The sequence below is a fragment of the Ferroglobus sp. genome (assembly GCF_015521575.1).
Taxonomy (GTDB): Archaea; Halobacteriota; Archaeoglobi; order Archaeoglobales; family Archaeoglobaceae; genus Ferroglobus.
Genome location: NZ_WANY01000037.1, coordinates 1 through 23,113, shown reverse-complemented (window position 1 = coordinate 23,113; position 23,113 = coordinate 1). Strand labels below are relative to the sequence as shown.

Here is a 23,113-nt window from a genome sequence, read left to right as displayed (position 1 = left end):
GAGGAGAAAAACGTGGACATGATCGTAATTGGTTCTCACGGAAAAGGATTGATAAAGGAGCTCCTCCTCGGAAGCGTTTCTGAGGGAGTTGTAAGAAGGTCGAACAAACCCGTTTTGGTTGTGAAATTCGATATAATAGACGATGCTGTGATAAAAGTTTTCGACTACCTCCCGAGAAAAATTCTCTACGCCTTCGACTTCAGCGAGGAATCGAGGAAGCTAAAGGACCTCATTAAAGAGTTTGCAAAGGCTGGAGAAGAAGTGTTGATAGTTCATGTGGTCGAGAAGGATGAGGAACTTACGGACAAGGAAATCGAGGAACTTGAAAGCATGAAAAGGGAATTTGAGGAAATGGGGAAAAAAGCCGAAATATTCATAGAGGGAGGAGTTCCTTACAAGGAGATTATAAGGGTTATGGAGGAGCACGGAGCCACGATGATTGCTCTCGCCTCAAGGGGAAAGGGGTCTATTAGGGAAATGCTTGGAGGAACTGTGTCGAACGTAGTTAGGAGAGCGATCGTTCCGGTTCTGGTTTACAAATGATCCTCACGACATCTCGCGATCCAAGCAGAAGAACGAGAAGATTTGCCAAGGTTTTAGCCAGATTCATGAACTGGAGGTACGTGCAGAGAGGAAAGATGAGTCTGGAGGATTTGTTTTCCAACTTAACAGAAAATCTCGTAATGATAACCGAGATAAAAGCGAATCCGGCATTTCTTAAAATTTACGACAGGAGCGGAAAGGAACTTCTTTCTTTGAGAATAAACGTTGGTGAGATAAAAAAGGTGAAAATGAACGACGATTTCGTTGTTTTTATAGGTGACCCTCCCTTCGATCCTCTCCTTCTTGGGGCGATGCCAAAAGGAAAGGCTGCGGAGAAGTTCGTTAGAAAGGTCGAGACGAAGAAAGTCGTAAAAGTTCGCGACAATGTTCTTGACTTTCTGTATGACGGTAAACCAATCCTAAGAATTAAGGTTCTCGGTGTTAGGTATGGAGGCGAGGCTAACAGTAGAAGGTGAGGATGCAGAGTTAATTTACGAAGCCATATCGATAGACAAAATCGAAGAGAGAAGGTCGAGGGCAAAAGTTTATTTATCGAATGGAAAGTTGGTCTTAGAGGTCGAGGCGAAAGACATCTCAGCTTTAAGGGCGATGTTGAACATGTACCTTCGTCAAATTAAGGTTTGCACAGACGTTTGCGGGGTGTTAAGATGAGTGAAATTCCTCCAGCCGTTCAGAATTTGGTTGCTCAGCTTCAACAGCTCCAGCAGCAGCTTCAGGCGGTGATAACCCAGAAGGCTCAGCTGGAAGCGATGATAAGAGAGATAGACGACGCTTTGAAGGAAATGGAGAAGTCCCAAAGCGAGGAAGTATACAAGGCAGTGGGAAGCATTCTCGTGAAAGTTAGAAAGGAAGATGCTGAAAAGGAGCTTAAAGAAAGAAAGGAAACATATGAGGTAAGAATAAAAACTCTCGAAAGACAAGAAGAGAAGCTCAGAGAAAGAGTAGCTGAAACCCAAAAGAAATTACAAAGCATGCTCTCTCCGCAAGCTGGTTAATTAATCCACTTTGCAATATTTTTTGCAAGCTTTAAGTTGTCAGCTTTACCTATATAACTATTCAAAAACATCGCATCGTCTCCGAAAACGAGAACCTCTCCTTTTCCGAACTTCGTGAGCTTGGCAACACCTCCTTTAGCTTCCCCGAAAACAATCGTTCTGTCTTTTTTCACAACGAAAAGAGAGCCGTTAACTGGAAAAACTCCTCTCATGTAGATCTCGTTGACTCCTTCGGTTAAGATGCTCTCTTCTGTTGGTACTGCTATGATTTCCGTAATTTCGTAGGGTCTTTCGGAAACTTCGACTCCGAATCTCTCAAGTAGAGGTTTGAGATTTGCGGGAGGAATATGGATTAAAATTACGAGTTTTCCTCCATTCTCTACGAACTTCGAAATCTCTTCTACCTCTTCATCCGTGAAGTTCCTCGTTACTCCGGATAAGATGTAGGCTTTGGAGTTTTCAAGCTCTTCGACTCCTCCTTCGATTACCTCGGCTTCAAACTGACTTATCAGCTTTGAGTAATGGGATACGGGAAAAACCGGTTCGTGATCCACATCCCACACTACTCTCTTTCTCTCTTCGACGCATCCGGAAAAGATTATCGCTAAAGTAACTAAAAGGATTAAAAGCGATCTCATATTACATCGCAATAAGCTGATTTATCAGCTCATCAACTTTTCTTTTAATCTCCTCCCTCACCCTTCTGTAGTCTTCTCTGCTTTTCGGAAGCTCGACTTTCCAAACTTCTCCAAACCCAAGTTCGTCAAATTCCACAATGTAATCAAAGTTTTTCAAATCTTTCTCATCGATTTTTCTCTTCCTCCAGATCATTTCGACCCCGATCTCATTTAGCATTTCTCTGGCGATCCTGTCCTCATCCTTTACTTCGTAAACTCCCGCCCCTTCCGCAAGCATGTTGTAAGGAGAGAGCTTGTTGAAGAGAGCTTCAGCCATCTGCACTCTTGCATCTCCGTTTTTGCTAACGAAAAGTACTCTCTTGGGTCTTCCGATTTTCCTGTATATTGCCACCGATTCGGGAGCTTCCGTTTTTATCTGGTACTTTCCAATATCTATCTCCCCGTAATCGACGAACTTCAGTTTTAAACTCACGTTCTCTTCACTGAGCTCTATTATATTGTAATTGTGATCCGGCATACCGAGGATTTTGAAAGAACCCAAGCTTCCCGCATGAATTATGTGGGTCCTCATCAATCTGATCGAGTAGGGCATGTGTCTGTGACCGGCTAAAACCAGCGCGAATCCAAGGTTTATCAGCATCTCAACGACTTCTCCAGCGTCTATCAGAACGTTCCTCTCTCTTCCAGTGTCTGGAATCGGAACAATGTGGTGGTGTAAAGCAAGAACGTTAAGCTTGTCCTTTCTAACGTTTTCTCCTATCCACCTTCTCTGCTCGAATCCTATGTATCCGTCATCTATGTCTGGCTGGGTGCTGTCAACCCCGATTATTACAACTTCGCTGTCTTTGTAAATTTTCTTTCTCTCACCAAAGTAGAGTTCGAAGAATTCAATTCCGTTGTTTCTTGCATCGTGATTTCCGGGAACTACGAAGTAATCGACTTTCAACTTTTCGAGAGCTTCGTAAGCCTCTCTTAACTCGCTGTGAATTCCCCAACAGCTTAAATCTCCAGTGACAACAACAAGATCCGGCTCTATCTCGTTTATCTGTTTTATTGCTTTTTCCACTTTATTTCTCACGAGCTCTTCTCCAAAGTGTAAGTCTGATATGTGAACGATCTTCATGGTCTGCTATTCGATAAAAAGGTTAATAACTTCTTCTGCCAAGCTTACGGCATGAAAGGGGAGTTTGCTTCCATAGTTTCCATGTTCCTCCTTGGAATATTGCTCATAGCAATCTCCCCATTCCCTCTTCTGTTCGGAATGTGGTACCTAACAGTCTTGCTAATTGTCCTTGGAGCGTACATTTCCGTTACTGCCTACAAGCGTGGTAAGGATTTGCAAGAACTCTACGGAAAACCTCGTAGTTGAAAAGGATTTGGCAGGAGTGTTCCAAGTAGCTTGCGAGCTTAAACGCTTCGTCAAAGCTTTCGCCAGCTGAGTATATACCGTGCCCCCTAACTAAGCATACTCCCTTCTCCTTAACGCTCTTCGCGATTTTCTCAGCTAATGAAGGAGAAGCAAATTTACCTTCAACGATTTTGAGAGTTCCGATAAACATTTTTCCCTCCAAATCTAAGGGGATTATCTCATCGAAAAAGAGGGAGAGAGTCACTCCGTAAACGCCGTGGCAGTGAAGAACGACCTTGTAATCCGTTTCTTCGTAAATTTTTTCGTGGACATACAAATCTGAAGAGGCATCGTCCCTTTTCTTTCCGATTTCCACTTCAACGAAATCCTCTTCCGTCAACTCGTCAAGAACGACACCGGTTTTCGTTATTACTATTTTTCCACCTTTTCTAAAGCTCAGATTTCCGCTTGCACCGTCTATTAATCCATAAGCAGCAAGCTTCTTTCCGATTTTGATCGCTTCTTCGATCATAGGAAAGGTTATATTTAAGATGGTATTTCTGGCTTTCGTGTACCTGATAGCTGTTGAGGGAATTGATGGTTCTGGAAAGACAACGATAGCGAACTTCATAAAAGAAGAACTTCTCAAACTTGGGATTCCGGCAGTAGTTTTAAAAGAGCCGACCGATGGAAAGTACGGGAAAATTATAAAAGAGTCTGAAAAAAGGTTTGATCCAGAAAAGGAGCTTGAACTTTTCATTCTCGACAGAAAAGAAGATGTTGAGAAGAACATCCTTCCGACTTTGAACAGGGGCATTTCGGTTGTAATGGACAGATACTATTACTCGAGCGTCGCATATCAAGGAGCGAGGGGAATTGATCCGGAAGAAATTCTAAAGATGAACGAAAGCATCGCTCCAGTCCCGGATTTAACGATCCTCCTTGATGTCGATCCAGAAATTGCCTTAAAAAGGATAGAAAACAGAAAAAAGCTGACACCCTTCGAGGAGCTGGATTACCTTAAAAAGGTTCGAGAAATATTCTTGTCAATCAAACGACCGGAGATAAGGGTTGTTGATGCTTCGAGAAGTTTGGACGACGTTAAGGATGAGGTAATTTACCACGTCTTAGAGCTTCTTTCGTCCAGAGGATCCTTTCTGGAGTTAAGATTACGTCGCACTTGACGTCGTGCTCTTCGGCTAAATGGGAAAAGTCCTTGTAAACTTGAATTTCATGGCACACGACAACGTAGAGAGAATTTTCGATAAGACCGTTCTTCCTTAGAAAGTCGTACTCTTGATCTCCGTATCCAGTGCCTTTTCCTATCCTGTTTCCGTTTAGATCGACCGCAACGCATCCCTGAACAAAAACGTCCACCTTGCCTATCTTTTTCAACTCTTCCACGCCGACTTCTCTTCCGTACTTCATCATGTTGGAAATCGTCGGGTTGATCTTCCTTTCCACAACTACGATTCCCTTAAATTTTGGTTTCGGGACTACTAAGGTCTTGCGGTCTTCAAGAACGATCTGCCTCGCTCTATGTAAAGGAGAGTCCGGAGCGACGAAGACGACTTTTGCTTTTCTGTACTCTTCCAGCTCTCTAAGTTTTTCGCAGGCTTTTTCAGCCCCAACGAAGTTTGGAATTCTTCCCTTTGGAGGAGGGAATCTGGAAAACTTTTCTATTTTCCTCCAGACTTCTTCTCTTATTTCACTCTTGCTTCTCATCTACGAGAACTCTCAAAAGATTCTTGTCCGGCAAAATTCCGACAACTCTTCCGTTGGCATCTATAACCGGAATGAAGTCGAGATCGTTCTTTACCATCTCCTTAGCAGCTTTACTCACAGAAGTTTGCGGATAAACGAAGACAGCCTTTTTCATGAACTTCTTGGCTGGCTCTTTCGGGAGCTTTAAAACGCTTACTTCAAAATACTTTACGCTGTAGTCCCTTATCGATTCCCAGCTCCAAGCATCGTCAAAATCACTCGATGAGGTGTACTGGGTGGATTCGAGAAACTCCTCTATTAGAGTTTCGGTCAAAAGAATTTTCTCGTCTATGATTCCGACGATAGAAGCATTGTCATCAAGAACTGGACAGAATTCAACGTTTGCGAGCCTCATAACTTCTCCGGCAACATTTAAGGGAGTCTCCTGCCAAACGCATACGGCGTTAGGATTTATGAAATCTCTAACCGGTTTGTCTACCCCCATTTCGCTAATCTCCTCTATAATATCCCTCACGGTAATTATCCCAACGAGCTTTCCATCCTCTACAACAGGAAGTCTCCTGAAGTGCGTATCGAGCAAAATTCTCGCCACTTCTCTTAAATCGGTGTCGGGGGTGACTGTTGTCGGATTGGGAGTCATAAGGAAAGCCACCTGATCCTCGTCAACCTTTCTCAGTATGTCCTTCCTCGTGATGATTCCGACAAGCTTTCCGTCCTTGACAACCGGAACAGCTGAGATTCCGTACTTCTTGAAGAGTTCTATCACCTTATCCCTCGTGTTGGGGAGTTCGATGAATATGACCTCTTTCGTCATAACGTCCTTTGCTTTCATACCGATAGCGGAAAGGGTCTGAAAATATATAAGTTTTTCATCCAAATTCGATCTGGGCAATCATAACAACGTCACAGCTTTCTAACCTCTTCAAACTCCTTAGAGGGTTTTTAGATCTGGACAATTTGTCCATTCTTGCCACAACAAAGCTTTTTCCCCTCGCAGCAGCTCTGTAAATCTTTTCCTCTGGAATGAAGTAGGAGAGAAACTTGAACTCGTCAAGAAGTGAAGGTGTCGAAATCATGACGTTATCCGTTCCGATCATCCAGTTATCGTATTCGGAAAGTATTTTTAAATTTTCAAGGTTTAAAAGCCCGAAGAAAGCGTTAGATCTTGCACAAGAGACGATGGCTATTCCCTCGTCCATCGCTTTTTTTAACGAACTTTTATCAGCCATGTTCATGTGAACGAGTATGTCTGGCTCTAAAGTAATAGCCCCCTCCACGTCCTCGTTATCTCTTTCTCCGGCATGGATTGCGAAGAGGATTTTCTTTTTCTTTGCAATTTCTCTGCATTCCTCAAGGAAACTTTTATCGTGATCTCTAACGCTGCTAAAGCCGAATCCGTGGGACTTTTCGCTTAGAATCTCTGCTTCCTCCAAATTGCTCGGTCGAGTGAGGGCTCTTACAATCCCTCTCTTGTCAGCCTTCCTCAACAGCTCGAATCCTCTAATTCCCCCCTCTCTAAAATCGTAGACCTCAATCGTTCCGCTCTTATAAGCAAGCTCGATTGATCTCTCCATCTCTTCAACGATCTCGTTTTCTTTGGCAGAGTTTAAGATTTTAAACTTATATCCTTCTGGCCCTACGAGTTCTTCTAAACTCATTCTTTCCGGATCCTTAGCTACGCTATCTCCAAGGTGGGTGTGAGCGTTCACGAAACTTCTGAAAATAACGTAATTAGGTTCAACTCTTTTCGGTTCGAAAACTATTCTGTTTTCCTCGAAAATTATCTCTCCGGTTTCGCCGCTCTCAACGAAAATGCATTTCATGGGAAAAGGTTTAAATTGCCTTTCGTAAAAATTTTTCACATGGCTAAGAAGAAGGAGAGAGCTCCACCGTTGATGTCTTCAGCTGGAATAATGAGGTATTTCGAAGAGGAGAAGACGCAAATCAGAATCAGTCCGAAAAGTGTAATCGCTTTTGGCTTTGTGGTAGGAGCTGTCGTTATATTTCTGAACGTATATTATGGGCTCTGGCCGAGTTAACATAGAGATTATCTTTGCCGGGCGCTCCAACGTTGGCAAGTCGACTCTTTTTTACCAACTCTTTGGAGTTAGAGTTAGAAAGGGAAAAAAGCCCGGAACAACGATAAAACCAAATCACCTTCACTACAGAGATTTGCTCGTCACCGACTTACCAGGATTCGGTTACGTGTGGAAGGGGAGAGAGCTCTCTGAGAAAGTAAAAGATTTCGTTGTTAGATATATAGAGGAGAACGCTGACAGAATAAAGCTTGCAGTTGAGGTGATTGACGCCAAAGCTTTTTGCGAAATAGCTGAGAGGTGGGACAAAAGAGGATACATTCCCGTTGAAGTTGAAATGTTCGACTTTCTGAGGGAGCTGGGAATAGAAACTGTTGTTGCGGCGAACAAATTCGACAAGGTTGAAAGCGAGGATGTGATAGGGGAGATTAAGAAGTGGATTAAAGGGGAGATCATCCCAACTTCAGCGAAAAAGGGTGATGTGGAGGGTATCAGAAGGTGGTTAAAGAGCAAACTGATGGAAATGGGTAGACACGACCTCATGGGGGTTTTCAGAAAGTAATTTTAAAATTTGAGCAGAAGAAATTTATACATCCTTTTACAAAAAATTATCCAGTGATCGAATATGAGGAGATTCGACTGGGATAGCTACAAGAGAAAGGGTGAAAAGAAGCTGAGCGAAAAGGATGAGAAGCTTTTAAAGAAGAACGTCGAAGATTTGAAGAGAGTCGCTGAAGAAGCTAAGGAGGAAATTCATGAAGTCGCAAAAGAAATCCTCCCAGAAGATTAAAATTCTTTTTAAGTTCTTAGGAGGTTTTCCCGAAAAAGAAAAGGTTGTTGAAGTGGAGGAAGATAAAACCTATAGCGAAGTTCTCGAAAGTCTGGGGATAAATCCCGAAACTGTCGTCATCGTCAAAGGTGATTCTCCTCTTCCAGTCGATAGCAGAGTTGAAGAAGGAGAAGTGAAAGTTCTGAGAGTTATTTCCGGTGGAAATTAAATCAAAAGTATAATAAGTTAAACAGCGTAAAATTTAGGGTAATGAGAAACGCAGATTATTTACTAATTTCGGATTTTTTTTCCGACGGTACATCCTTATCTCTCTCCATAGCTAAGGAACTGAGAGGTAAAATATTCTTAATCGCTTCCGAGCACATTTCTTTTATTAGAAGGCTTATTGACGAGTACGAGCTTGCGGGAAGGGTGATTTTATTCGCCACTCGCCCGTGGGAGGAGGGCATTTATATTATAAACCTTCTGAACCTTAACGATATAAGTATAGCAGTTTCGAAAATACTCGAAAAAGATTCCGGAATTTTCATTTTTACAATAATCCCCGAGCTTTTAATGATTCACGGGCTTGAAAAAACCTACATGTTTCTCCACAACACTATTACCAAGATAAGAGCGGTTAATGGCTGCACCTTAGCAGTCATAAATTCCCACACGGTCACGAAAAAGGAGGAAAAGATTCTTCAGAAGCTATTTTCGAACACGATATTCGTGAAAAGAAGGGGAGAAAAAAGAGAGATTCACCTTGAGTATCCGGCTGAAATCAAGCATGAGATATCGTTTGAAGGGCTCAAAGTCGATTCGAAGGAAATTATGAAAATTTTAGAGAAAATTTAAATATTCGACGTCGATTTAAAAACATGCCCGGTATAGTTCCCCACAGACATTGTGTGGTTTGCGGGAAGGCTATAGAGCCGGAAGAAGTTTTTTGCAGCGATAGGTGTGAGAAAAAGTATGAGGAAGAAAGGAAGAGGCAGAGGAACTTCATGATTTTCATGCTCCTCCTGCTCTTCGGTCTTCTGATGATGACGTTCCTCTTCACTCCGAAGTGAAAACGTTAAGTCGATCAATTTTTTCAAACACCCCAACGACTTTATAGAACGTCGTTCTCTCCTTTAATTCCCTCAGTTCTTCTTCCTCAAGCTTCTTTTCAGCTTCGACGAAGAATATGTAATCTCCAAGCTTAATTCCGGAAGGGCGACTTTCAAGTTTTCTCAGATTTATGTTTCTTCTCTTGAATATCTCAAGAACGCTGAAAAGTGCTCCGGGTCTGTCTTCGACTCCAAAGAAAAGAGCGGTCACGTTACCTTTTAGCTCTCCCCCCCTCTTCCTTACAACGTAAAACCTCGTCACGTTCTCTTTAGCGTCTTGAATTCTTCTCCTCAGTATCTGAAGTCTGTAAATTTTTGCCGCATTTTCTGAAACTATCGCAGCCGATTTATCATCCAAGAGCGTCACTGCATCACTCGTGCTCTTGGTGTACCTAATCTCAGCGTGGGGTAGGTAGTTGTTTATGAACGTCATACACTGCGAAACTGCTTGAGGATGAGAATAGATGACTTCGATTTCCTTGAAATCGATAAGCTTCTTCGCAGCCAAATTCAGGTTGACTTCAACTTCCGTCTCAGCAAAAACCTCGACATCGTGCTTTAGAAGAGCGTCAAGGGAAGGGATCACAGTTCCGTTTATCGAATTCTCTATCGGCAAAACCCCGAAATCTGCTTTACCGCTTTCCACAGCCTTTACTATTTCGTCGACGCTCGAACAGTAAATCAACGGGAGCTTGGAATGTATCAGCTTCAAAGCAGCTTCTTCAGAAAAGCTTCCAGCGGGTCCGAGAACGGCAACTTTTCTTTCCACGCCAGCAACTTTATACTCCTCAGCTTTTGTGAGGCTCATTATCTCCTCGAAAATCTTGCTGACGCATCCTGCGTCAAGGGACGTTTTCGACGTTAGCTCCTTTAATTTGAAGTACTCAACCTCCGAAACTTCTATCGGCTCGTTTCTCTTTATTTTTTCCAGTGCGATTCTCCTTCCAGCTTCTACTCTCTTCTCTATTAACCTCAAAATTAGAGAATCTACCGTTTTTATGTAACCTCTTAGCTCCTCAAGAGAATTCGGGGTTAAGGTCGTTCTTGTGCTGTCAAGTATTATCGTCGTGTTTTTGCCGTTTTTGAACGCGTCCCTTAAGTAATTGAAAAGCTCCTGAATTCTGTCTTCTTTGATGAGTCTGTCAACTTCTGCGGCGGCTTTTATTATTTCCTCCCTAACAACCTCTCCGTTTTCGAGAATGTACTTGTACATTCTCCAGTCCTGATTTATTATCCTCGACGCAAGTTTTATCAAAGTAAGGGATATTGGCGAGAGAATTTTCAGCTTTTCATCGCTGAACCACTCTCTTAGGTAGTAGGATAGCGTGAGGAGGAGGAAGTGAGATGCGCTTTGAATTTTTGACATCTCCTTATCGTGCTCTTCCAGGCTTAGATAGCTTAAAACCGCTCCGCTTTTTCTAAACTCTTCTAATATCTTTTCGGCTCTCTCATCCTTTGGCAGTCTGACAACTATTACGTTCGACAAACCGATCTCGCTATCCGGTCCGAACATCGGATGAATGCTCATCCATTCAAACCCAGACTTTTCGTAAATTTTCACGAAGGGTTTCTTTACTGAAGCTATGTCAACCAGAAGAGCGTTTTTATCAGCATACTTTTTGATCTCGCCAACAGCCTCTTCTATTTTATCCATCGGAACGCATAGGAAAATCACGTCAAAGCTCCCTATGTCTACCAACTCTATCTCACTTTTATGTTTAACGACATCGTATCCCCTTACGAAGTAGCCTCTGTTCTCGAAGAAGTTTTTAAAGAAACTGCCCATTCCTCCCATTCCGTAAATGCAGATCTTCATCTATACCCCAGCTCCTTGAGTATCTTTACAGCTTTGAAAACGTCATACTGCCCGGGGGCAACGCCTTCACCAACTCCGCAGTAGATGAAGGGCGATCCAAGGAAAAGAGAGAAAACCCTCGTGAATGAAAATTCCTCTCCCATGAGAAATGCCACGACATTCTCGTAATCGCACAACAATTTGACGATCCTCTCAACATCTTTTTTGCTTTTTCCAACAGTAGCGATTTTCACTATGTCTCCCCTTCTGTTCTCCACAATTCCTTTGAGAAAGTCGTAGTCTGGAGTTTCGTTGAAGTTGTGGTAGGATTCGATCACCTTACAGCTCATCTTTTCGAAAACTTCATCGGCCAGATAGTACTCCAGATCAACGTAATCGCAGAACTTGCTATAGTTTTCAAGAAGTTTCATCCTCTCCTCTTCGCGACCGATAAACTTTCCCCCGTCTTCCGGTTTTCTTATCGTCACTATACTTATCTTTTCAATCCTCACTCTTTTTGGCTCGGGAAGCTTTCTGAAAAGATCGATGCGAAATTCCACCCCATCTACAACTCTTAAAACCTTTGAAACTTCGGAAAAGTTCTTTACGCTTGCTATTACCTTACCTTTCAATTATGAACTCCTCCACCGCAACACCAAAATGCCTCGCTTTCTCACCAATCCATACTAAAACCCTGTCTCCCACCTTTAACTCAGAAACGCTCAAGTGTTCTCCATCCTTTCCCACAAGCTTTATAGTTTCCGCGTTCTGAAGAATAACGCTCCCTCTCAAGCCGTTGACTTCAGCTTCTACGAGTATCATCGGTCTCTTCTCGATCTTCACCCTCCCGACGTAGCTTTCCCTCGTATTTCCGTCGAATCTCACTATCTCCACTTTATCTCCAGCTTTAAGTTCCGAAAGGTACTTCGTCCTATCTCCAACTTTGATGTAGGCATTCACACTTCCGGCGTTAACTCTGAAAGGTCTTGCGGAAACGTATTCGCTCTCTTCACTCTCGCTTGCAACAAGAAACATGAATTCAGCTTTGTTTCCTACGAGCATTCCCTCTCCTTTACTCATCAGCGTGATAGTATCGATGCAAACTCTGTCACCAACTCCGAGAGGGGAAATCTTCTTAATTTCAGCTTCCACAAGCTTCAGCTTCTCTCCTTCCCTCAAAATGTTTGCGAATTCAGCGAGTCTCTCTCTATCGTAGGCTTCGACTATTATTCCATCGGCTCCCTTTTCGAGGGTGTGGAGGACAGTTTTCGCTTCTTCTGGAGTTTTCACGAGAACGACGACCTTCCCTTTTTTCCTCAAGGCTACGATGTTTTCCAGTGGAATTATTTTCCAGTTTTCGAAATCGAGAAAAACTCTACCCTTCTCTTCAGCAATCTTCAGAGCTTTCTCTACGTCTTCCCTGCCCTTTACCTCAAAAACATCTTCCGATGAAACCTCTATTCTTCCAAGCTTCTCCGAAAGTTCTTTAAACTCATCTTTAACGATAACTCCGGTGAATCCAAGTTCTATGGCATCCTTCACGCTCTCTTTGACCTCTTCCCAATTCTCACCTTTGTTTATCAACCAAAGCTCCTTCATCTCTCCACACCTATCAACGCTTCTTTGAAAGCCGACTTTATAGCTAAAACGACCCCTCTCGGATCTTCCGCCTGAAAGACGTTTCTTCCGGCGGCAACCCCTCTTGCTCCAGCCCTTATCGCGTTTCTAACATCCATCAAGAAACTTTCAAAGCTTTTTTTGCTTCCTCCGGCTATTAAAACTGGAACATCCACGATTTCAACAACTTTTGAGAAGCTCTCAGCACTTCCCGTGTAATTGGTTTTTATTATGTCCGCTCCGAGCTCGTAAGCCACTCTTGCAGCATGCATAACATTCTCGACCTTCCTCTCATCAACTCCCCTCCCCCTCGGGTAGCTCATCACGAGCAGCGGCATTCCGTATTCGTCAGCTTCCTCGGCGATCATTCCAACATCTTTCAGCTGCCTCTCTTCGGTCTCGCTTCCAACGTTTATGTGAACGCTCACGGCATCAGCTCCGAGCTCTACCGCTTTCTTTACGCTCGTCACGATTGTTTTCGCGTTCGGATCTGGGGAGAGGGATGTGGAGGCTGAGAGGTGTATTATTAAAGCAGATTCCATTTCTTCGACGTACTTCGAATGCTTGACAACCCCTTTGTGCAACACGAAAGCATCAGCCAAGCCATCAAGCCTTTCAAGCAGAAAATCTATTCTCTCCAGCCCAGCCTCAGGTTTCGTTATTCCGTGATCCATGGGCACCACTAAGCTCAAATCGTTTCTGAATATCCTTTTCAACCTTTTTCTCTTTCCTACCATTTTATTCACCTCTTTTATTTTTGAAGTTTATATTTTTGAGGAGCAGGAATTTGACAAGGGAAAACACCCCCTGAAAATATTTTGCAGTTTTAGAAGCTATACCTATAGCTAAAGCTAAACGTAAACCAGAAGAAGTATCCGAAGGTTAGGTCATCGTGAGACTTTGCCAACATTCGGCAAAGTGTTCACAAAAACAATATAAAAGATTTTCGGTTTTTAATTCGCTGAAACTATCTGCTCGAGAAGTGTTCCCACCCTCCGGGGAGCAAAGGTCTCGTCTCTTTTCCGATGAGAAAGACTCCTTTTCCCTTGGAAACCTCTCCAATAATGCTGAACTCGAAATCCAGCTCTTTAAGCTTATCTTTGCTTACCGTGAAGAGAAGTTCGTATTCTTCTCCGGAGTTTAGGGCAACATCTATCGGATTTAAATCGTTGGAAATGCAGAATTCCGAAACCTCCTCTCTTATGGGGATCTTGTCCTCGTAAACCTTTATCATCACCCCGCTTGAGTTTGCGAGGAGATTAAGCTCCTTTGACAAACCATCGCTAACGTCTATAGCTGAGTTTGCCAATTTTGCAAGCTTTAATCCCTCGTCAACTCTTGCTACTGGCTTTAAAAATTTCTCAAGAATCTTCTCTTCGATTTCCTCTACCCTTCCCAGCAAGTATAGGAGGGAGCAGTAAGACCTTCCGAGATCACCGGTGATGCAAACAACATCTCCAACCTTAGCGTTGCTCCTGAGAAGGAGGTTCTCAGCGAAACCGATAGCTACGCTATCTAAGATCAGTTCTGGAGCCTCGTTCGTGTCTCCAGATAAAAATTCCATGTTGTAGAAGTCAAGAGCTTCCTTTATTCCCTTCATAAGCTCTTCGATGATCGGAATGTCGGCTCTGTTTAAACCCATGGAATACGAGAAATGAGTGGGCTTCGCCCCCATAGCAGCTAAGTCGCTTACGCTCGCTGTCACGACCTTCCAGCCGATTTGCTTAGGCGAAAGCTTGGGAGGAAAGTCGGAAGACCTCGAAAGCATGTCGTTGGCTATAACGAGATAGATGTTCCCGATTTTAAAGAAGCCTGCGTCCTCCTCCTCAAATTTAAAAATCCTCTTCGCAAAATCAATTATTTCTCTCTCCATCCCACCACCTTAATGTATTTGCTCGGAACAAAGTCGGCTGTGTAAACTTTACCCTTTTTTCTGATTTCAAAACGATCTTCCAACATTCTTTTCGCATCTATCTCAAGAACGACGGGATTTCTGCAATATCTTTTTCCTACTTCTATCGCATCTTCAATGCTTTCGGATAAGTGCACTTCATTCCTCTTCATCGGAAGCAAACCGATCTTTAAAATACTCTTGACGTTTTCTGGCTTCGTTCCGTGGTAGAGTTTATCTGGAATCTTTCCTCCTTCGCTCCACTTGTAATCAACCTTGACGCTATGCCCGTATCTCGCCCTAATTTTTCCGTCTTTAATTTCAAACCTCCCCTTTTTGTCGAAGAGAACTATAGCTTCTATCTCCCTTTTCCCAACACCGTACCTCTCCTTCAAAACTCTAACTACATCTTCTAAATCGGCAAATCCGCTTTTATCAAGCTTGATGCCAAAAGAATCCGGGAAGTGTCTGAGTATTCCGCTCAAAAACTTGCTGATCGCTTCTCTCTTTTCTTGAGTAAGCAGAATTCTACCCTTGCCGCAAGCGCATTTCTCTTCAAAGTAACCGCAGTTTTCACAGTATCCGAGCACGAAGTGTATTTTCTTTGGACTGATAGATAAATTCTTAGCAAAGTGATGGATTCAAAAATGAGCGTGTATCAATCATATCGATAAATTTTTAAATGGTATATTCATAGTTTAATCGTGAATTCGAAAGTTCTGCTTGCAAGCGTGGCTGTGATAATCTCAATCGCATTACTCTTACCGGTTTTTGCGGACGTTACAAAGGACACGTCTTATGCGAGAATCGAAGGTTTTGATGTGAAAATAGCCGATGTAAACGACAGTCACGCAACTCTGAAATTCGTAGTCCACATAAAGAGATCCAAGGTTTTGGAGAATGCAACAATACTTGCGAAGATCTACGACCTAAAAACGAATATACTCCTTGAAGAGATAAGCAAAACGCTTCCGGAGAAAGTTAAAAGCGAAGATTCAATGGAAAGCGTACTGATTTCCCTTGAGAAGGACAGGGGTTATAGAGTTGCCTTATCGATAGACAAGGAGGGCAAGCGTTTAAGCTCAAGGGAATTCGTGCTTACGGGATTGGATACGATAATGCCGGAGGAGAAGGAGTTAAAGGTCGTGCTTAAGGATGCGGATTTTGCGGTAAGGGAGGTTGGAGGAAAGACTGTCAAAATTCTTGCAAGATTTTACGTGGAGGCTTTGAAGAGTTATGACGTTCTCGCTCACGTTAAAGCCGTTCAGTACGAGTCCAACATTCTGGCTGACGATTTCTGGAAGGAGGTCAGAGTCGAAGGTGGAAAAACCGTCATCATAGAGGGGAATCTCTCCCTTCCGAACAACTACAACTACCTTGTAAAGCTTGAGCTTTGGAGAAATGGATCCTTGTTAAAAACTTGGAGCAAGCAGCTCAGCCTTTCACCGGCTAAGAAAATTCCAAAAAACGTCACGGAGAAGGAAGTTAAATTCGAAATAAGCGAGTTCGTGAGAACTCCCGCCCCGACTCCAAGGATGGAATATGCTGAAAGAAAAGCCGCTCCGGGATTTGAGCTTCTGCTTCTCCTATTATCGGGAGGTGTTGCTTTGTGGAGAAGAAGATCGAGTTAGAAGATTTACTCAGAAAAATCTTCGTTGCTATTGCCCTAATCTTTCTCGTCATTGCAGCGTGGGGGCTTTATTCTTCCCTCAACGATTTCGTGAGGGTGTGGGTGGATTATAAGTTTGTGCCGATCTACAAAGCTCTGATAAACTCGATCGTGCTGGTAATCGCTATTTACGTCATCTCTTTATTCGTTAAAAAGTCCTAACGAGTCCGAAAGCCATACTTTTAACGGCATTCTCCTCCCCGAAATTTGCACCTCTCCATTTTTCAAAGCCCTTAGAGGATCACCTCTCAGAATCGTTATTCCGTAGCCCAATGCTTTAGAGCTGTGAGCATCGCTTCCAGCTATAACTGGTTTGTTCAATTTTTTAGCTATCGTCAAGCTCAAAAAATTGAACAAACCTATGAAATACTTGGAGTTAAACCCTTCAATTCCGTCGGCTTTTCGAAGAGCTTCAATCCTCCAAACTCCCTTCCTCTCTATTTGAAAGGGATGTGCCACATAGCAAACTCCTCCAAGCTTTTTCGTCCTCTTCACTGCCTCTTCGAAGGGAATACCTTTGTCGAAATCCTCCTTCACACCGTAAACGAGCAAATGCCCTTTGTCTGTCGAGGACTCAAAACCGGGAACTACTTCTATCGGTAGGTGCTCCTCCTCCACTATTTCAATAGCCTCCAAGCTTCCGTTTATTGTGTCGTGATCCGTTATTGAGATAACATCAATTCCGATCTCTAAAGCTTTATTCAGTAGTTTCTTCACGCTGTCCCTTCCATCGCTGTGGTTTGAGTGAACGTGAAGCTCTGCGATCACGGAATGATTTATCTTCCTACAGCAAAAATAAAGCTTATGAAAGTGCTTGTTGTGACCGGCAAACTTGCGGAGAGTTTGGTTAGAGAAGTTGTTGACTGCGATGTTCTCGTGTTGGACATCGATATCGCAGCCTTCATAACTCCCTCTCACCTCAGAAATTACGATCTGAGTGATTACGATCTCGTGCTCGTTCCGGGATTGACCGCTGGAAACGATTGGAAGAAATTGGAAGTGGAAAAGGGTGTTAAGATCCGCTTAGGTCCGATTCACGCCTACGATTTGAAGTACGTGCTTGAAAGGGTGGAAGAAATAGAACTTTCCCACGAAATCCCCGCATGCAGACTCATCGAGAGTATAAAAGCTGAGGAAGTAAAGAGAGCCGTTGACGAAATAGACGATTTCGCCTTTGAGGTGAATGGGGTAAAAATAGGCGGAAGCACAAGAATGAAGGTTGTTGCTGAGGTAGTTGACGCTACGAAGCTTAGCGGAGAAGAACTCACGAGGAGAATTGAGCATTACTTGGAAAGCGGAGCTGATATAATCGATCTCGGAATTCCCCTTGAGTTCGAGGTCGAGGAGGTTAGAAGGGCTGTCAAGGTAGCCAAAGATCTCTGCGATGTTGTGAGCATTGACACGTTCAGTATAAGAGCTATAAAAGCCGGAATCGAGGCTGGAGCTGACATGATTATGAGCCTATCTACGGAGAACCTCAAAGCTCTTGAATTTATTAAGAATGAGGTCGTGGTCGTCGTTGATAGAAACGTCGAGAGGTTGAAAAAGCTCGTGGAATTAGCAAGGACGAGAACTGAGAGAGTTGTAGCTGATCCAATTCTCGATTTTCCGGGAGTTGTTGACTCGATTTTCAGATACAAAAAATACAGGGAGTTAGATTCGAAAACACCTCTTCTATTCGGAGCTGGAAACGTTACGGAGTTGATAGATGCCGACAGCATAGGGGTTAATGCTCTCCTCGCTCAGATTGCCGAGGAAGTTGGAGCTTCCTTAATTTTTACAACCGAAGCAAGCGACAAAACGGCTGGAGCCGTGAAGGAAATGAAAATAGCTACTTACATGACCAAGGGGGCTAAACTGAGAAAAACACCGCCGAAAGATCTGGGTTTCAGTTTGCTCGTGCTTAAAGAAAAGAGGAAGCTTCCCGAAGGGGAATTCCCGAAGGATTTTACTAAGGCTGAAGAGAGTAGAAAGTTCGTCAGAGATCCCTTGGGGGATTTTAGGATATGGATCTCCAACGGAAAGATAGTTTGTTCCCACGAGAAGCTTACAGTGGTGGGAGAGAAAGCGAAGGAGATCGTAGATACAGTTTTAAAAGAGAACCTCGTCAGCAGGCTTGACCATGCCGCTTATCTTGGAAGAGAGTTGAAGAAGGCGGAAATAGCCTTGCAGCTTGGTAAAAATTATGTCCAAGATGAGGAGCTGATTTTCGGAATTTACTCCAATTCATTAAAATATCGAAAGTAAATTCGATTGTGAGACTCAAGGATTTGCTCGTCGAGGAACTGAAAAGGAGAGGAATAAACTGCATTTCTTTTAGAACTGCCAAAGCTTTCAAGTATGACCCGATTCAATTCGCCGCTTTGATGATTGCCAACGGGAAAATGAACATATGCGAGGGAGAGGGAAAATACAAGTTCGACCTCGAAGGAAATGAAGTCGATGAGTGCAACTTTGTTCTCGATAGGTGTGAGGGCATTATTGACAGAGAGAGTCTGCTGAAAAAAGCCGGTGATTTCCCGTACATAGCGATAGACTGTAGATACCATCATTTACACAGTGAAAAAGAGTTTAAAAGTCTCATAATTCAGATTAAGGAGACCCTCAACGTCGTGAGAGAGTACATGTGGGATGAAAGGCTCGTTGTCGCTGGTTTGAAGACGGACACTAACGCCCTGCATGTAGACAAGCTTGAAGATTTTTTGAAGGATAAGAAAAAGATAATTCTCCTCGATCCTAACGCTGAGGATGTTTTTGAAGGGGAGAAGGCGGAAGTTTACATCATAGGTGGAATTGTCGACAAGTCGGGAAATAAAAAGGGTCTAACTTCCAAGCTTGGGGAGGAATTGAGAAGAGAGGGAATAGAGTTTGAATCAAAGAAGATTCTTTTGAGGGGAGACGTCATAGGAGTTCCCGACAGGTTGAATCACATAGCGGAGATAGTTTTGAAGGTAGTTCTTGATGGGAAAAGCGTCGAAGAAGCTATTAGGGAAGTTCAGCCGAGAAAGGTTGCTAAATGGAGGCTGAGGATAGAGCTTCCGAAGTTTGTGGAGAGAATCGAGATTAGAGGAAAGAAATTCAGAATAGTCAGAAAAAGCGTGATTAGCAAATTTGACTGGTTGAACATAACGGAAGAGGACTTCTACGAAGTTGCCAGCGAACAGGGGGTTATTGTTGTGGATGATCATTTCCGCGTAAGCGATAATAGTTAAATCTATAAATCCCGAAATTATGGACGAGTTGGAAAAAATTAGGAAAAAGAAGCTAATGGAGTTGATGAAAAAAATGTCGGGAGAGGGAGGTTATTCGAATAAACAAGCAGAAAAGTATCCGGATAAGCCGGTGGAGGTAAACTCGGGCAATTTCGACGAGATCCTCAAAAAGTACGAAAACGTCGTCGTAGACTTCTGGGCTGAGTGGTGCATGCCCTGTAGAATGATCGCCCCAATAATAGAGCAGCTTGCAAAAGAATATGCTGGCAGAGTTGTTTTTGCAAAACTCAATACCGACGAAAATCCGCAGGTAGCTGCGAGGTACGGGATAACCGGAATACCGACGTTGATATTCTTTAAGAATGGAAAGCCGGTGGACAAAATAATAGGAGCGTATCCGAAGGGAGAAATAGAGAGGTGGATAAAAAGAAACCTCTAATTTTTTATTCACGCTCTTTTTCACACCATAAAATTCATAAGACTTCGACATTTAAAGAAATTTACACTGCGGGGGTTGCCGAGCCAGGACAAAGGCGCGGGATTCAGGGTCCCGTCCCGTAGGGGTTCGAGGGTTCAAATCCCTCCCCCCGCATGGCTCGTATCGTCCAATGAGTACAAAAGCAGGCTTTATTTGATGTTTTGCAGATTCTACGAGCTGATCGATGAATAGGAACGTTTTTTTAACCACTCATAGTTCTCCTTAGAAATGGTTATGTGCAACCTCGAATTTTCTCGGTGAACTCCGCTTTTTGCTGCATCTCGTAGCTTCTTATATGTCCGGACAGATGGGCTTTGTCACCCATGAATAAATGTTGTTCCACGTGTATGTGGGGATAAGAAAAGGGGCAGTTTCACTCAAATTGAGGAGTGATAATTTTATCCTGTAATTCATGCAAGAACATTCTCAACAGTTCTATAGCTTTTTGAAAGTTAAAAGTCGTTAGCTACAACTCCACAAACCGACTCTTGACTTTTTAGCTGAGTTCTGGTACGACAAGTATTCGGCTTTTTTTGAAAATTCACCTTCAACGAAAACCCTCGCATATCCGAGCTTGATAAGCTTCGCCGCAAAATCCGTCCCTTCATTCGGGTAGTACACGTAAGCCAAAAGTCTTCCGTATTTGTCTTTGAGTCCAGCTTTTCTGTCGAATTCGATAAGCACGACTTTCCCTTCCAACTCCCTCTTGACGAACTCCTTAGCTTTAACCCCCCAAAGGGCAAGACAGGTCAAGTTGGTTATATCTCCATACTCCATAGGTTTGTTTTTCTCAGCTATTAGCTCTGGCGTATCTATTCCGAGAACCCTAATTTTTACTTTTTCCCCGTTTACCTCAGCATAGAAAGTGTCTCCGTCAACGACTTTCAGAACCCTCGCTTCGTACTTAACTCCGTAATCGAAGTTTCCAGCACATAAAGTTACCACTAAAACAAGAACGAGAACAGCCTGAGTCTTCATTTCAGAACCTTCCTAATCTCCAAGCTTACGTCGAAGTTCTCTACCGAGTGGGTAAGCTCGCCCATGCTTATCACATCCACGTCAAGCTTCGCATAATCGACAATATTACCTTCAGTTACGCCTCCGGAAATTTCCAATATGACTCTTTCTCTAAGCCCTTTCCTTTTTAATTCGTTAATAGCTCTTTCGATTTCCTCGACATCCATGTTGTCGAACATTATAACGTCAGCTCCGAGCTCAGCAGCTTTTAAAGCAGACTCTGCATCACCCACTTCCACAACAACTTTCTTGTACAAGCTTAGGGATTTCGCTCTCCTTATAGCTTCCTCAAGAGGAATCACCGCAAGGTGGTTGTCCTTTATCAAAATACAATCGCTCAGAGAATATCTGTGAATTTCTCCCCCTCCGACGAAAACGGCTTTTTTATCGAACAATCTCATTCCGGGACAGGTTTTTCTTGTGGCGGCTATTCTAACCTTCGAGTTAACTTTTTTGACTTTTTCAGCGATTCTTCTCGTTTTCGTTGCTATACCGCTCATTCTGCCAATAACGTTCAAAGCAACTCTTTCTACGAGCAAAACTTTTTTCACGTTCCCAGTGACAATCATCAAAATATCTCCTTTCTCAACTTCCTGTCCATCCTTCTTACTGAGCTTTACCTCAGCTCCGAAATGTTCGAAAAGCTCTTTGACCTCTTCTAATCCAGCCACAACTCCCCTCTGTTTTGCTACGATAACGGCTTCAACATTAACATCGGGAAGAATTTCGCTCGTCAAATCTCCATAAGGAGAGTCTTCTTCAACGAATTCGAGCAATTTTTTCAGAGTCATGCTATCTCAAGCATTCTTTCTATGGCTTTTTTCGCTTTCGCCGCAACATTCTCTGGAACGTTTACCTCGTGTTTTTCCTCAGCGAGGGAGTGGTAGACGTCCTTGAGCGTTATCTTCTTCATATTCAAACACACAGCATCCTCTCTTGCCGGATAAAACTCCTTTTTTGGGTAGACTTTTTTCAGTCGATAGCACATCTCCCTCTCCGTGAAAACAACCCATATATCGTGCTTGCAGGCGTTTTTTACCATTCCACCGGTGGAAGCTACTAAATCAGCCAAGCTCCAAACTTCCTTCCTACATTCAGGATGTGCTACAATCTTCGCCTGTGGGAATTTCCTCCTCCATTTTTCCACGTCCTCTTTTGTGAATAAAACGTGAACGACGCATTTCCCGAAGTTTGGCACGGGAATAATCTTTTTTTCTGGTACTCTGCTCTGAACGTACTCAGCAAGATTTGTATCCGGACCGAATATGACGACGTTTGAGTCGACGCTTTCAACAACCTTTACAGCGTTTGCGGAAGTGCAGATGATGTCTGCATACGCTTTGCATTCGGCTGTTGTATTTATGTACAAAACAACCTTTGCCTCGGGATGTTTTCTCTTCTCCTCCTCTATCATCTCGGGCAAAAGCATGTGTGCCATTGGACACTGGGCATCTGGAACTGGGTGGAGAACCTTCTTGTCGGGATTTAAAATTTTGGCAGTTTCAGCCATAAAATCGACTCCGCAAAAGACGATAATTTCTGCATCGCTTTCCACAGCTTTCCTTGAAAGCTCCAAAGAATCGCCAACGAAGTCTGCGACATCTTGAACTTCCGGCAACTGGTAGTTGTGGGCGAGAATTATCGCGTTCTTTTCCTTTTTTAATCTCTCGATCTTTTCTCTCACCACACGACCACCTCTTCTTTCAAGTTCCTCAAAAGAGATAAAGCAGACAAAGCAGCAAGATAGCTACTCTTCACGTTTTTACTCGGAACGTTTTCCACTCTAACGTAGATTTCTCCAAACTCCCACTTTGCCAAAACTTCGTGGATGTTGCTTTCCAAGTTTTCAGCGTAAACTTCCACCTCAACGTTCTTTCCAGTTGCGAGAGAAATCGTTGAAGCTACGTTCAAATTTCTCGGAAATTTTTTCACGGCTTCTTTTGCGAAACCTTTGAAAATTAATCCCAAATTTCTTCCAAAAGCTTTCGGATTTTTCCTCGTTACAAGCTTTACCTCGCTTTCGAAGAATTTGAGGACGCTCAATCCGTCTAAACCAGCTATCGCTCCGCTTGGAACGTATATCTTCTTTCCGAATTCCTTAGCTTTTCTTTTCAGTTTTTCCAGCAGATCCTCGTCGATAAGTGCTGCCGTACTGAGAACTACGAGATTCTTTCCATTTTCGAGGATTCTCTCTCCGTATTCTTTAACAGCTTCAGCAGAGGCTGCTTCAATTACGAAATCGAAATC

Annotated in this window: 34 protein-coding genes and 1 tRNA gene; 18 read left to right on the top strand and 17 right to left on the bottom strand. The window is 43.2% G+C overall.

Features of this window, described 5'->3' with window-relative positions:
- From F7C14_RS01585 to F7C14_RS01570, 4 genes are all read left to right on the top strand, one after another.
- On the top strand, positions 1-543 hold a 543-nt coding region (locus tag F7C14_RS01585), incomplete at its 5' end, for a universal stress protein (protein ID WP_290899184.1).
- Positions 540-1,019, top strand: coding sequence for an rRNA maturation protein (locus F7C14_RS01580; protein ID WP_290899181.1), 480 nt, complete (start codon positions 540-542; stop codon positions 1,017-1,019). The genes F7C14_RS01585 and F7C14_RS01580, both read left to right, overlap by 4 nt.
- A complete protein-coding gene (locus F7C14_RS01575) occupies positions 991-1,215 on the top strand; it encodes a KEOPS complex subunit Pcc1 (protein ID WP_290899178.1) in 225 nt (74 codons plus the stop codon). The genes F7C14_RS01580 and F7C14_RS01575 overlap by 29 nt, the downstream gene beginning before the upstream one ends.
- Positions 1,212-1,559, top strand: coding sequence for a prefoldin subunit beta (locus F7C14_RS01570; protein WP_290899175.1), 348 nt, complete (start codon positions 1,212-1,214; stop codon positions 1,557-1,559). The genes F7C14_RS01575 and F7C14_RS01570 overlap by 4 nt, the downstream gene beginning before the upstream one ends.
- Here the strand turns inward: F7C14_RS01570 and F7C14_RS01565 are convergent.
- Both F7C14_RS01565 and F7C14_RS01560 read right to left on the bottom strand, forming a co-directional pair.
- Positions 1,556-2,197, bottom strand: coding sequence for a DUF4350 domain-containing protein (locus F7C14_RS01565; protein WP_290899172.1), 642 nt, complete (start codon positions 2,195-2,197; stop codon positions 1,556-1,558). The two genes, F7C14_RS01570 and F7C14_RS01565, sit on opposite strands and share 4 nt — an antisense overlap.
- A gap of 1 nt (position 2,198) precedes the next feature.
- Positions 2,199-3,320 carry a metallophosphoesterase gene (locus tag F7C14_RS01560; protein ID WP_290899170.1) on the bottom strand — a complete coding sequence of 374 codons (1,122 nt, stop codon included), beginning with the start codon at positions 3,318-3,320 and terminating at the stop codon, positions 2,199-2,201.
- 51 nt (positions 3,321-3,371) lie between these two features.
- On the opposite strand from F7C14_RS01560, the gene F7C14_RS01555 reads away from it, so the two are divergent.
- Complete coding sequence (locus F7C14_RS01555; protein ID WP_290899168.1) at positions 3,372-3,566, top strand: hypothetical protein; 195 nt, start codon at positions 3,372-3,374, stop codon at positions 3,564-3,566.
- On the opposite strand, the gene F7C14_RS01550 is transcribed toward F7C14_RS01555, so the two are convergent.
- Complete coding sequence (locus tag F7C14_RS01550) at positions 3,508-4,077, bottom strand: class II aldolase/adducin family protein (protein WP_290899166.1); 570 nt, start codon at positions 4,075-4,077, stop codon at positions 3,508-3,510. The genes F7C14_RS01555 and F7C14_RS01550 overlap by 59 nt on opposite strands.
- Positions 4,078-4,114: 37 nt before the next feature.
- Here F7C14_RS01550 and tmk point away from each other — a divergent pair, with 37 nt between their 5' ends.
- The gene (gene tmk / locus F7C14_RS01545) at positions 4,115-4,729 is read left to right on the top strand and encodes a dTMP kinase (protein ID WP_290899163.1); all 615 of its coding nucleotides are present in this window, start codon (positions 4,115-4,117) and stop codon (positions 4,727-4,729) included.
- Here the strand turns inward: tmk and F7C14_RS01540 are convergent.
- The 3 genes from F7C14_RS01540 to F7C14_RS01530 are packed head-to-tail and all read right to left on the bottom strand — an operon-like array spanning position 4,647 to position 7,093.
- Positions 4,647-5,270: a 5-formyltetrahydrofolate cyclo-ligase gene (locus tag F7C14_RS01540; RefSeq protein ID WP_290899160.1), complete on the bottom strand. Its 624-nt coding sequence runs from the start codon at positions 5,268-5,270 to the stop codon at positions 4,647-4,649. The two genes, tmk and F7C14_RS01540, sit on opposite strands and share 83 nt — an antisense overlap.
- Positions 5,254-6,102: a CBS domain-containing protein gene (locus F7C14_RS01535; protein WP_290899158.1), complete on the bottom strand. Its 849-nt coding sequence runs from the start codon at positions 6,100-6,102 to the stop codon at positions 5,254-5,256. The genes F7C14_RS01540 and F7C14_RS01535 overlap by 17 nt, the downstream gene beginning before the upstream one ends.
- A 37-nt stretch (positions 6,103-6,139) precedes the next feature.
- On the bottom strand, positions 6,140-7,093 hold the full coding sequence (locus tag F7C14_RS01530) for an amidohydrolase family protein (RefSeq protein ID WP_290899155.1): 954 nt from the start codon (positions 7,091-7,093) through the stop codon (positions 6,140-6,142).
- 39 nt (positions 7,094-7,132) lie between these two features.
- On the opposite strand from F7C14_RS01530, the gene F7C14_RS01525 reads away from it, so the two are divergent.
- The 6 genes from F7C14_RS01525 (at position 7,133) to F7C14_RS01500 (ending at position 9,148) form a co-directional block, all read left to right on the top strand.
- Positions 7,133-7,309, top strand: coding sequence for a preprotein translocase subunit Sec61beta (locus F7C14_RS01525; protein WP_290899152.1), 177 nt, complete (start codon positions 7,133-7,135; stop codon positions 7,307-7,309).
- Positions 7,290-7,868 carry a GTP-binding protein EngB gene (gene engB, locus F7C14_RS01520; RefSeq protein ID WP_290899150.1) on the top strand — a complete coding sequence of 193 codons (579 nt, stop codon included), beginning with the start codon at positions 7,290-7,292 and terminating at the stop codon, positions 7,866-7,868. Before F7C14_RS01525 ends, engB begins: the two co-directional genes overlap by 20 nt.
- A 63-nt stretch (positions 7,869-7,931) precedes the next feature.
- Positions 7,932-8,096 carry a hypothetical protein gene (locus F7C14_RS01515; protein WP_290899147.1) on the top strand — a complete coding sequence of 55 codons (165 nt, stop codon included), beginning with the start codon at positions 7,932-7,934 and terminating at the stop codon, positions 8,094-8,096.
- Positions 8,062-8,304: a MoaD/ThiS family protein gene (locus F7C14_RS01510; protein ID WP_290899144.1), complete on the top strand. Its 243-nt coding sequence runs from the start codon at positions 8,062-8,064 to the stop codon at positions 8,302-8,304. Before F7C14_RS01515 ends, F7C14_RS01510 begins: the two co-directional genes overlap by 35 nt.
- A 41-nt stretch (positions 8,305-8,345) precedes the next feature.
- Complete coding sequence (locus F7C14_RS01505; RefSeq protein ID WP_290899141.1) at positions 8,346-8,933, top strand: hypothetical protein; 588 nt, start codon at positions 8,346-8,348, stop codon at positions 8,931-8,933.
- A 23-nt stretch (positions 8,934-8,956) separates the two neighbouring features.
- Positions 8,957-9,148 (top strand): DUF2116 family Zn-ribbon domain-containing protein, encoded by a 192-nt coding sequence (locus F7C14_RS01500; protein WP_290899137.1) that lies wholly within the window; start codon positions 8,957-8,959, stop codon positions 9,146-9,148.
- On the opposite strand, the gene pheA is transcribed toward F7C14_RS01500, so the two are convergent.
- From pheA to F7C14_RS01470, 6 genes are all read right to left on the bottom strand, one after another.
- Positions 9,135-11,003: a prephenate dehydratase gene (pheA, locus tag F7C14_RS01495; RefSeq protein ID WP_290899134.1), complete on the bottom strand. Its 1,869-nt coding sequence runs from the start codon at positions 11,001-11,003 to the stop codon at positions 9,135-9,137. The two genes, F7C14_RS01500 and pheA, sit on opposite strands and share 14 nt — an antisense overlap.
- Positions 11,000-11,614 (bottom strand): type I 3-dehydroquinate dehydratase, encoded by a 615-nt coding sequence (aroD, locus tag F7C14_RS01490; RefSeq protein ID WP_290899132.1) that lies wholly within the window; start codon positions 11,612-11,614, stop codon positions 11,000-11,002. The genes pheA and aroD overlap by 4 nt, the downstream gene beginning before the upstream one ends.
- Entirely contained in the window at positions 11,604-12,581 is a 978-nt protein-coding gene (locus F7C14_RS01485) for a 3-dehydroquinate synthase II (protein ID WP_290899129.1), read from the bottom strand. Before F7C14_RS01485 ends, aroD begins: the two co-directional genes overlap by 11 nt.
- Positions 12,578-13,336, bottom strand: a complete 759-nt coding sequence (locus F7C14_RS01480) for a 2-amino-3,7-dideoxy-D-threo-hept-6-ulosonate synthase (RefSeq protein ID WP_290899126.1) — start codon at positions 13,334-13,336, stop codon at positions 12,578-12,580. Before F7C14_RS01480 ends, F7C14_RS01485 begins: the two co-directional genes overlap by 4 nt.
- A gap of 230 nt (positions 13,337-13,566) precedes the next feature.
- On the bottom strand, positions 13,567-14,472 hold the full coding sequence (locus F7C14_RS01475) for a thiamine-phosphate kinase (RefSeq protein WP_290899123.1): 906 nt from the start codon (positions 14,470-14,472) through the stop codon (positions 13,567-13,569).
- Complete coding sequence (locus F7C14_RS01470) at positions 14,457-15,080, bottom strand: RNA 2'-phosphotransferase (protein ID WP_290899120.1); 624 nt, start codon at positions 15,078-15,080, stop codon at positions 14,457-14,459. The genes F7C14_RS01475 and F7C14_RS01470 overlap by 16 nt, the downstream gene beginning before the upstream one ends.
- A 114-nt stretch (positions 15,081-15,194) precedes the next feature.
- On the opposite strand from F7C14_RS01470, the gene F7C14_RS01465 reads away from it, so the two are divergent.
- Together F7C14_RS01465 and F7C14_RS01460 are read left to right on the top strand one after the other, a co-directional pair.
- Positions 15,195-16,121 (top strand): hypothetical protein, encoded by a 927-nt coding sequence (locus F7C14_RS01465; RefSeq protein WP_290899117.1) that lies wholly within the window; start codon positions 15,195-15,197, stop codon positions 16,119-16,121.
- The gene (locus F7C14_RS01460) at positions 16,100-16,321 is read left to right on the top strand and encodes a hypothetical protein (RefSeq protein WP_290899114.1); all 222 of its coding nucleotides are present in this window, start codon (positions 16,100-16,102) and stop codon (positions 16,319-16,321) included. Before F7C14_RS01465 ends, F7C14_RS01460 begins: the two co-directional genes overlap by 22 nt.
- Here F7C14_RS01460 and F7C14_RS01455 read toward each other — a convergent pair.
- Complete coding sequence (locus F7C14_RS01455) at positions 16,301-16,927, bottom strand: PHP domain-containing protein (protein ID WP_290899111.1); 627 nt, start codon at positions 16,925-16,927, stop codon at positions 16,301-16,303. The genes F7C14_RS01460 and F7C14_RS01455 overlap by 21 nt on opposite strands.
- Before the next feature lie 36 nt (positions 16,928-16,963).
- Between F7C14_RS01455 and F7C14_RS01450 the strand changes: the two genes are divergently transcribed.
- From F7C14_RS01450 to F7C14_RS01435, 4 genes are all read left to right on the top strand, one after another.
- The gene (locus F7C14_RS01450) at positions 16,964-18,406 is read left to right on the top strand and encodes a dihydropteroate synthase-like protein (RefSeq protein ID WP_290899108.1); all 1,443 of its coding nucleotides are present in this window, start codon (positions 16,964-16,966) and stop codon (positions 18,404-18,406) included.
- An 8-nt stretch (positions 18,407-18,414) separates the two neighbouring features.
- A complete protein-coding gene (locus tag F7C14_RS01445) occupies positions 18,415-19,371 on the top strand; it encodes a tRNA (guanine-N1)-methyltransferase (RefSeq protein ID WP_290899105.1) in 957 nt (318 codons plus the stop codon).
- A 19-nt stretch (positions 19,372-19,390) separates the two neighbouring features.
- Positions 19,391-19,810: a thioredoxin gene (gene trxA, locus F7C14_RS01440; protein ID WP_290899102.1), complete on the top strand. Its 420-nt coding sequence runs from the start codon at positions 19,391-19,393 to the stop codon at positions 19,808-19,810.
- A 68-nt stretch (positions 19,811-19,878) separates the two neighbouring features.
- Positions 19,879-19,963 (top strand) — tRNA-Leu (locus F7C14_RS01435).
- Positions 19,964-20,311: 348 nt separating this feature from the next.
- On the opposite strand, the gene F7C14_RS01430 is transcribed toward F7C14_RS01435, so the two are convergent.
- The 4 genes from F7C14_RS01430 to nadX form a co-directional block, all read right to left on the bottom strand.
- On the bottom strand, positions 20,312-20,827 hold the full coding sequence (locus F7C14_RS01430) for a thermonuclease family protein (RefSeq protein ID WP_290899099.1): 516 nt from the start codon (positions 20,825-20,827) through the stop codon (positions 20,312-20,314).
- Complete coding sequence (nadC, locus tag F7C14_RS01425; protein WP_290899096.1) at positions 20,824-21,657, bottom strand: carboxylating nicotinate-nucleotide diphosphorylase; 834 nt, start codon at positions 21,655-21,657, stop codon at positions 20,824-20,826. The genes F7C14_RS01430 and nadC overlap by 4 nt, the downstream gene beginning before the upstream one ends.
- Entirely contained in the window at positions 21,654-22,553 is a 900-nt protein-coding gene (gene nadA / locus F7C14_RS01420) for a quinolinate synthase NadA (RefSeq protein WP_367114310.1), read from the bottom strand. Before nadA ends, nadC begins: the two co-directional genes overlap by 4 nt.
- Positions 22,547-23,113: aspartate dehydrogenase (gene nadX / locus F7C14_RS01415; protein ID WP_290899090.1), on the bottom strand; the 567-nt coding region annotated here is incomplete at its 5' end. The genes nadX and nadA, both read right to left, overlap by 7 nt.

Bases quoted from the DNA above. Each gene is read 5' to 3' on its own strand.
- F7C14_RS01525 (WP_290899152.1), top strand. From the start codon at position 7,133: ATGGCTAAGAAGAAGGAGAGAGCTCCACCGTTGATGTCTTCAGCTGGA.
- F7C14_RS01510 (WP_290899144.1), top strand. From the start codon at position 8,062: ATGAAGTCGCAAAAGAAATCCTCCCAGAAGATTAAAATTCTTTTTAAG.
- F7C14_RS01550 (WP_290899166.1), bottom strand. From the start codon at position 4,077: ATGATCGAAGAAGCGATCAAAATCGGAAAGAAGCTTGCTGCTTATGGA.
- F7C14_RS01555 (WP_290899168.1), top strand. From the start codon at position 3,372: ATGAAAGGGGAGTTTGCTTCCATAGTTTCCATGTTCCTCCTTGGAATA.
- F7C14_RS01560 (WP_290899170.1), bottom strand. From the start codon at position 3,320: ATGAAGATCGTTCACATATCAGACTTACACTTTGGAGAAGAGCTCGTG.
- F7C14_RS01480 (WP_290899126.1), bottom strand. From the start codon at position 13,336: ATGGTAGGAAAGAGAAAAAGGTTGAAAAGGATATTCAGAAACGATTTG.
- pheA (WP_290899134.1), bottom strand. From the start codon at position 11,003: ATGAAGATCTGCATTTACGGAATGGGAGGAATGGGCAGTTTCTTTAAA.
- F7C14_RS01505 (WP_290899141.1), top strand. From the start codon at position 8,346: ATGAGAAACGCAGATTATTTACTAATTTCGGATTTTTTTTCCGACGGT.
- F7C14_RS01580 (WP_290899181.1), top strand. From the start codon at position 540: ATGATCCTCACGACATCTCGCGATCCAAGCAGAAGAACGAGAAGATTT.
- F7C14_RS01570 (WP_290899175.1), top strand. From the start codon at position 1,212: ATGAGTGAAATTCCTCCAGCCGTTCAGAATTTGGTTGCTCAGCTTCAA.
- F7C14_RS01530 (WP_290899155.1), bottom strand. From the start codon at position 7,093: ATGAAATGCATTTTCGTTGAGAGCGGCGAAACCGGAGAGATAATTTTC.
- F7C14_RS01450 (WP_290899108.1), top strand. From the start codon at position 16,964: ATGAAAGTGCTTGTTGTGACCGGCAAACTTGCGGAGAGTTTGGTTAGA.
- trxA (WP_290899102.1), top strand. From the start codon at position 19,391: ATGGACGAGTTGGAAAAAATTAGGAAAAAGAAGCTAATGGAGTTGATG.
- nadC (WP_290899096.1), bottom strand. From the start codon at position 21,657: ATGACTCTGAAAAAATTGCTCGAATTCGTTGAAGAAGACTCTCCTTAT.
- F7C14_RS01540 (WP_290899160.1), bottom strand. From the start codon at position 5,270: ATGAGAAGCAAGAGTGAAATAAGAGAAGAAGTCTGGAGGAAAATAGAA.
- F7C14_RS01475 (WP_290899123.1), bottom strand. From the start codon at position 14,472: ATGGAGAGAGAAATAATTGATTTTGCGAAGAGGATTTTTAAATTTGAG.
- F7C14_RS01575 (WP_290899178.1), top strand. From the start codon at position 991: ATGGAGGCGAGGCTAACAGTAGAAGGTGAGGATGCAGAGTTAATTTAC.
- F7C14_RS01535 (WP_290899158.1), bottom strand. From the start codon at position 6,102: ATGAAAGCAAAGGACGTTATGACGAAAGAGGTCATATTCATCGAACTC.
- F7C14_RS01565 (WP_290899172.1), bottom strand. From the start codon at position 2,197: ATGAGATCGCTTTTAATCCTTTTAGTTACTTTAGCGATAATCTTTTCC.
- F7C14_RS01485 (WP_290899129.1), bottom strand. From the start codon at position 12,581: ATGAAGGAGCTTTGGTTGATAAACAAAGGTGAGAATTGGGAAGAGGTC.
- F7C14_RS01500 (WP_290899137.1), top strand. From the start codon at position 8,957: ATGCCCGGTATAGTTCCCCACAGACATTGTGTGGTTTGCGGGAAGGCT.
- F7C14_RS01430 (WP_290899099.1), bottom strand. From the start codon at position 20,827: ATGAAGACTCAGGCTGTTCTCGTTCTTGTTTTAGTGGTAACTTTATGT.
- engB (WP_290899150.1), top strand. From the start codon at position 7,290: ATGGGCTCTGGCCGAGTTAACATAGAGATTATCTTTGCCGGGCGCTCC.
- F7C14_RS01515 (WP_290899147.1), top strand. From the start codon at position 7,932: ATGAGGAGATTCGACTGGGATAGCTACAAGAGAAAGGGTGAAAAGAAG.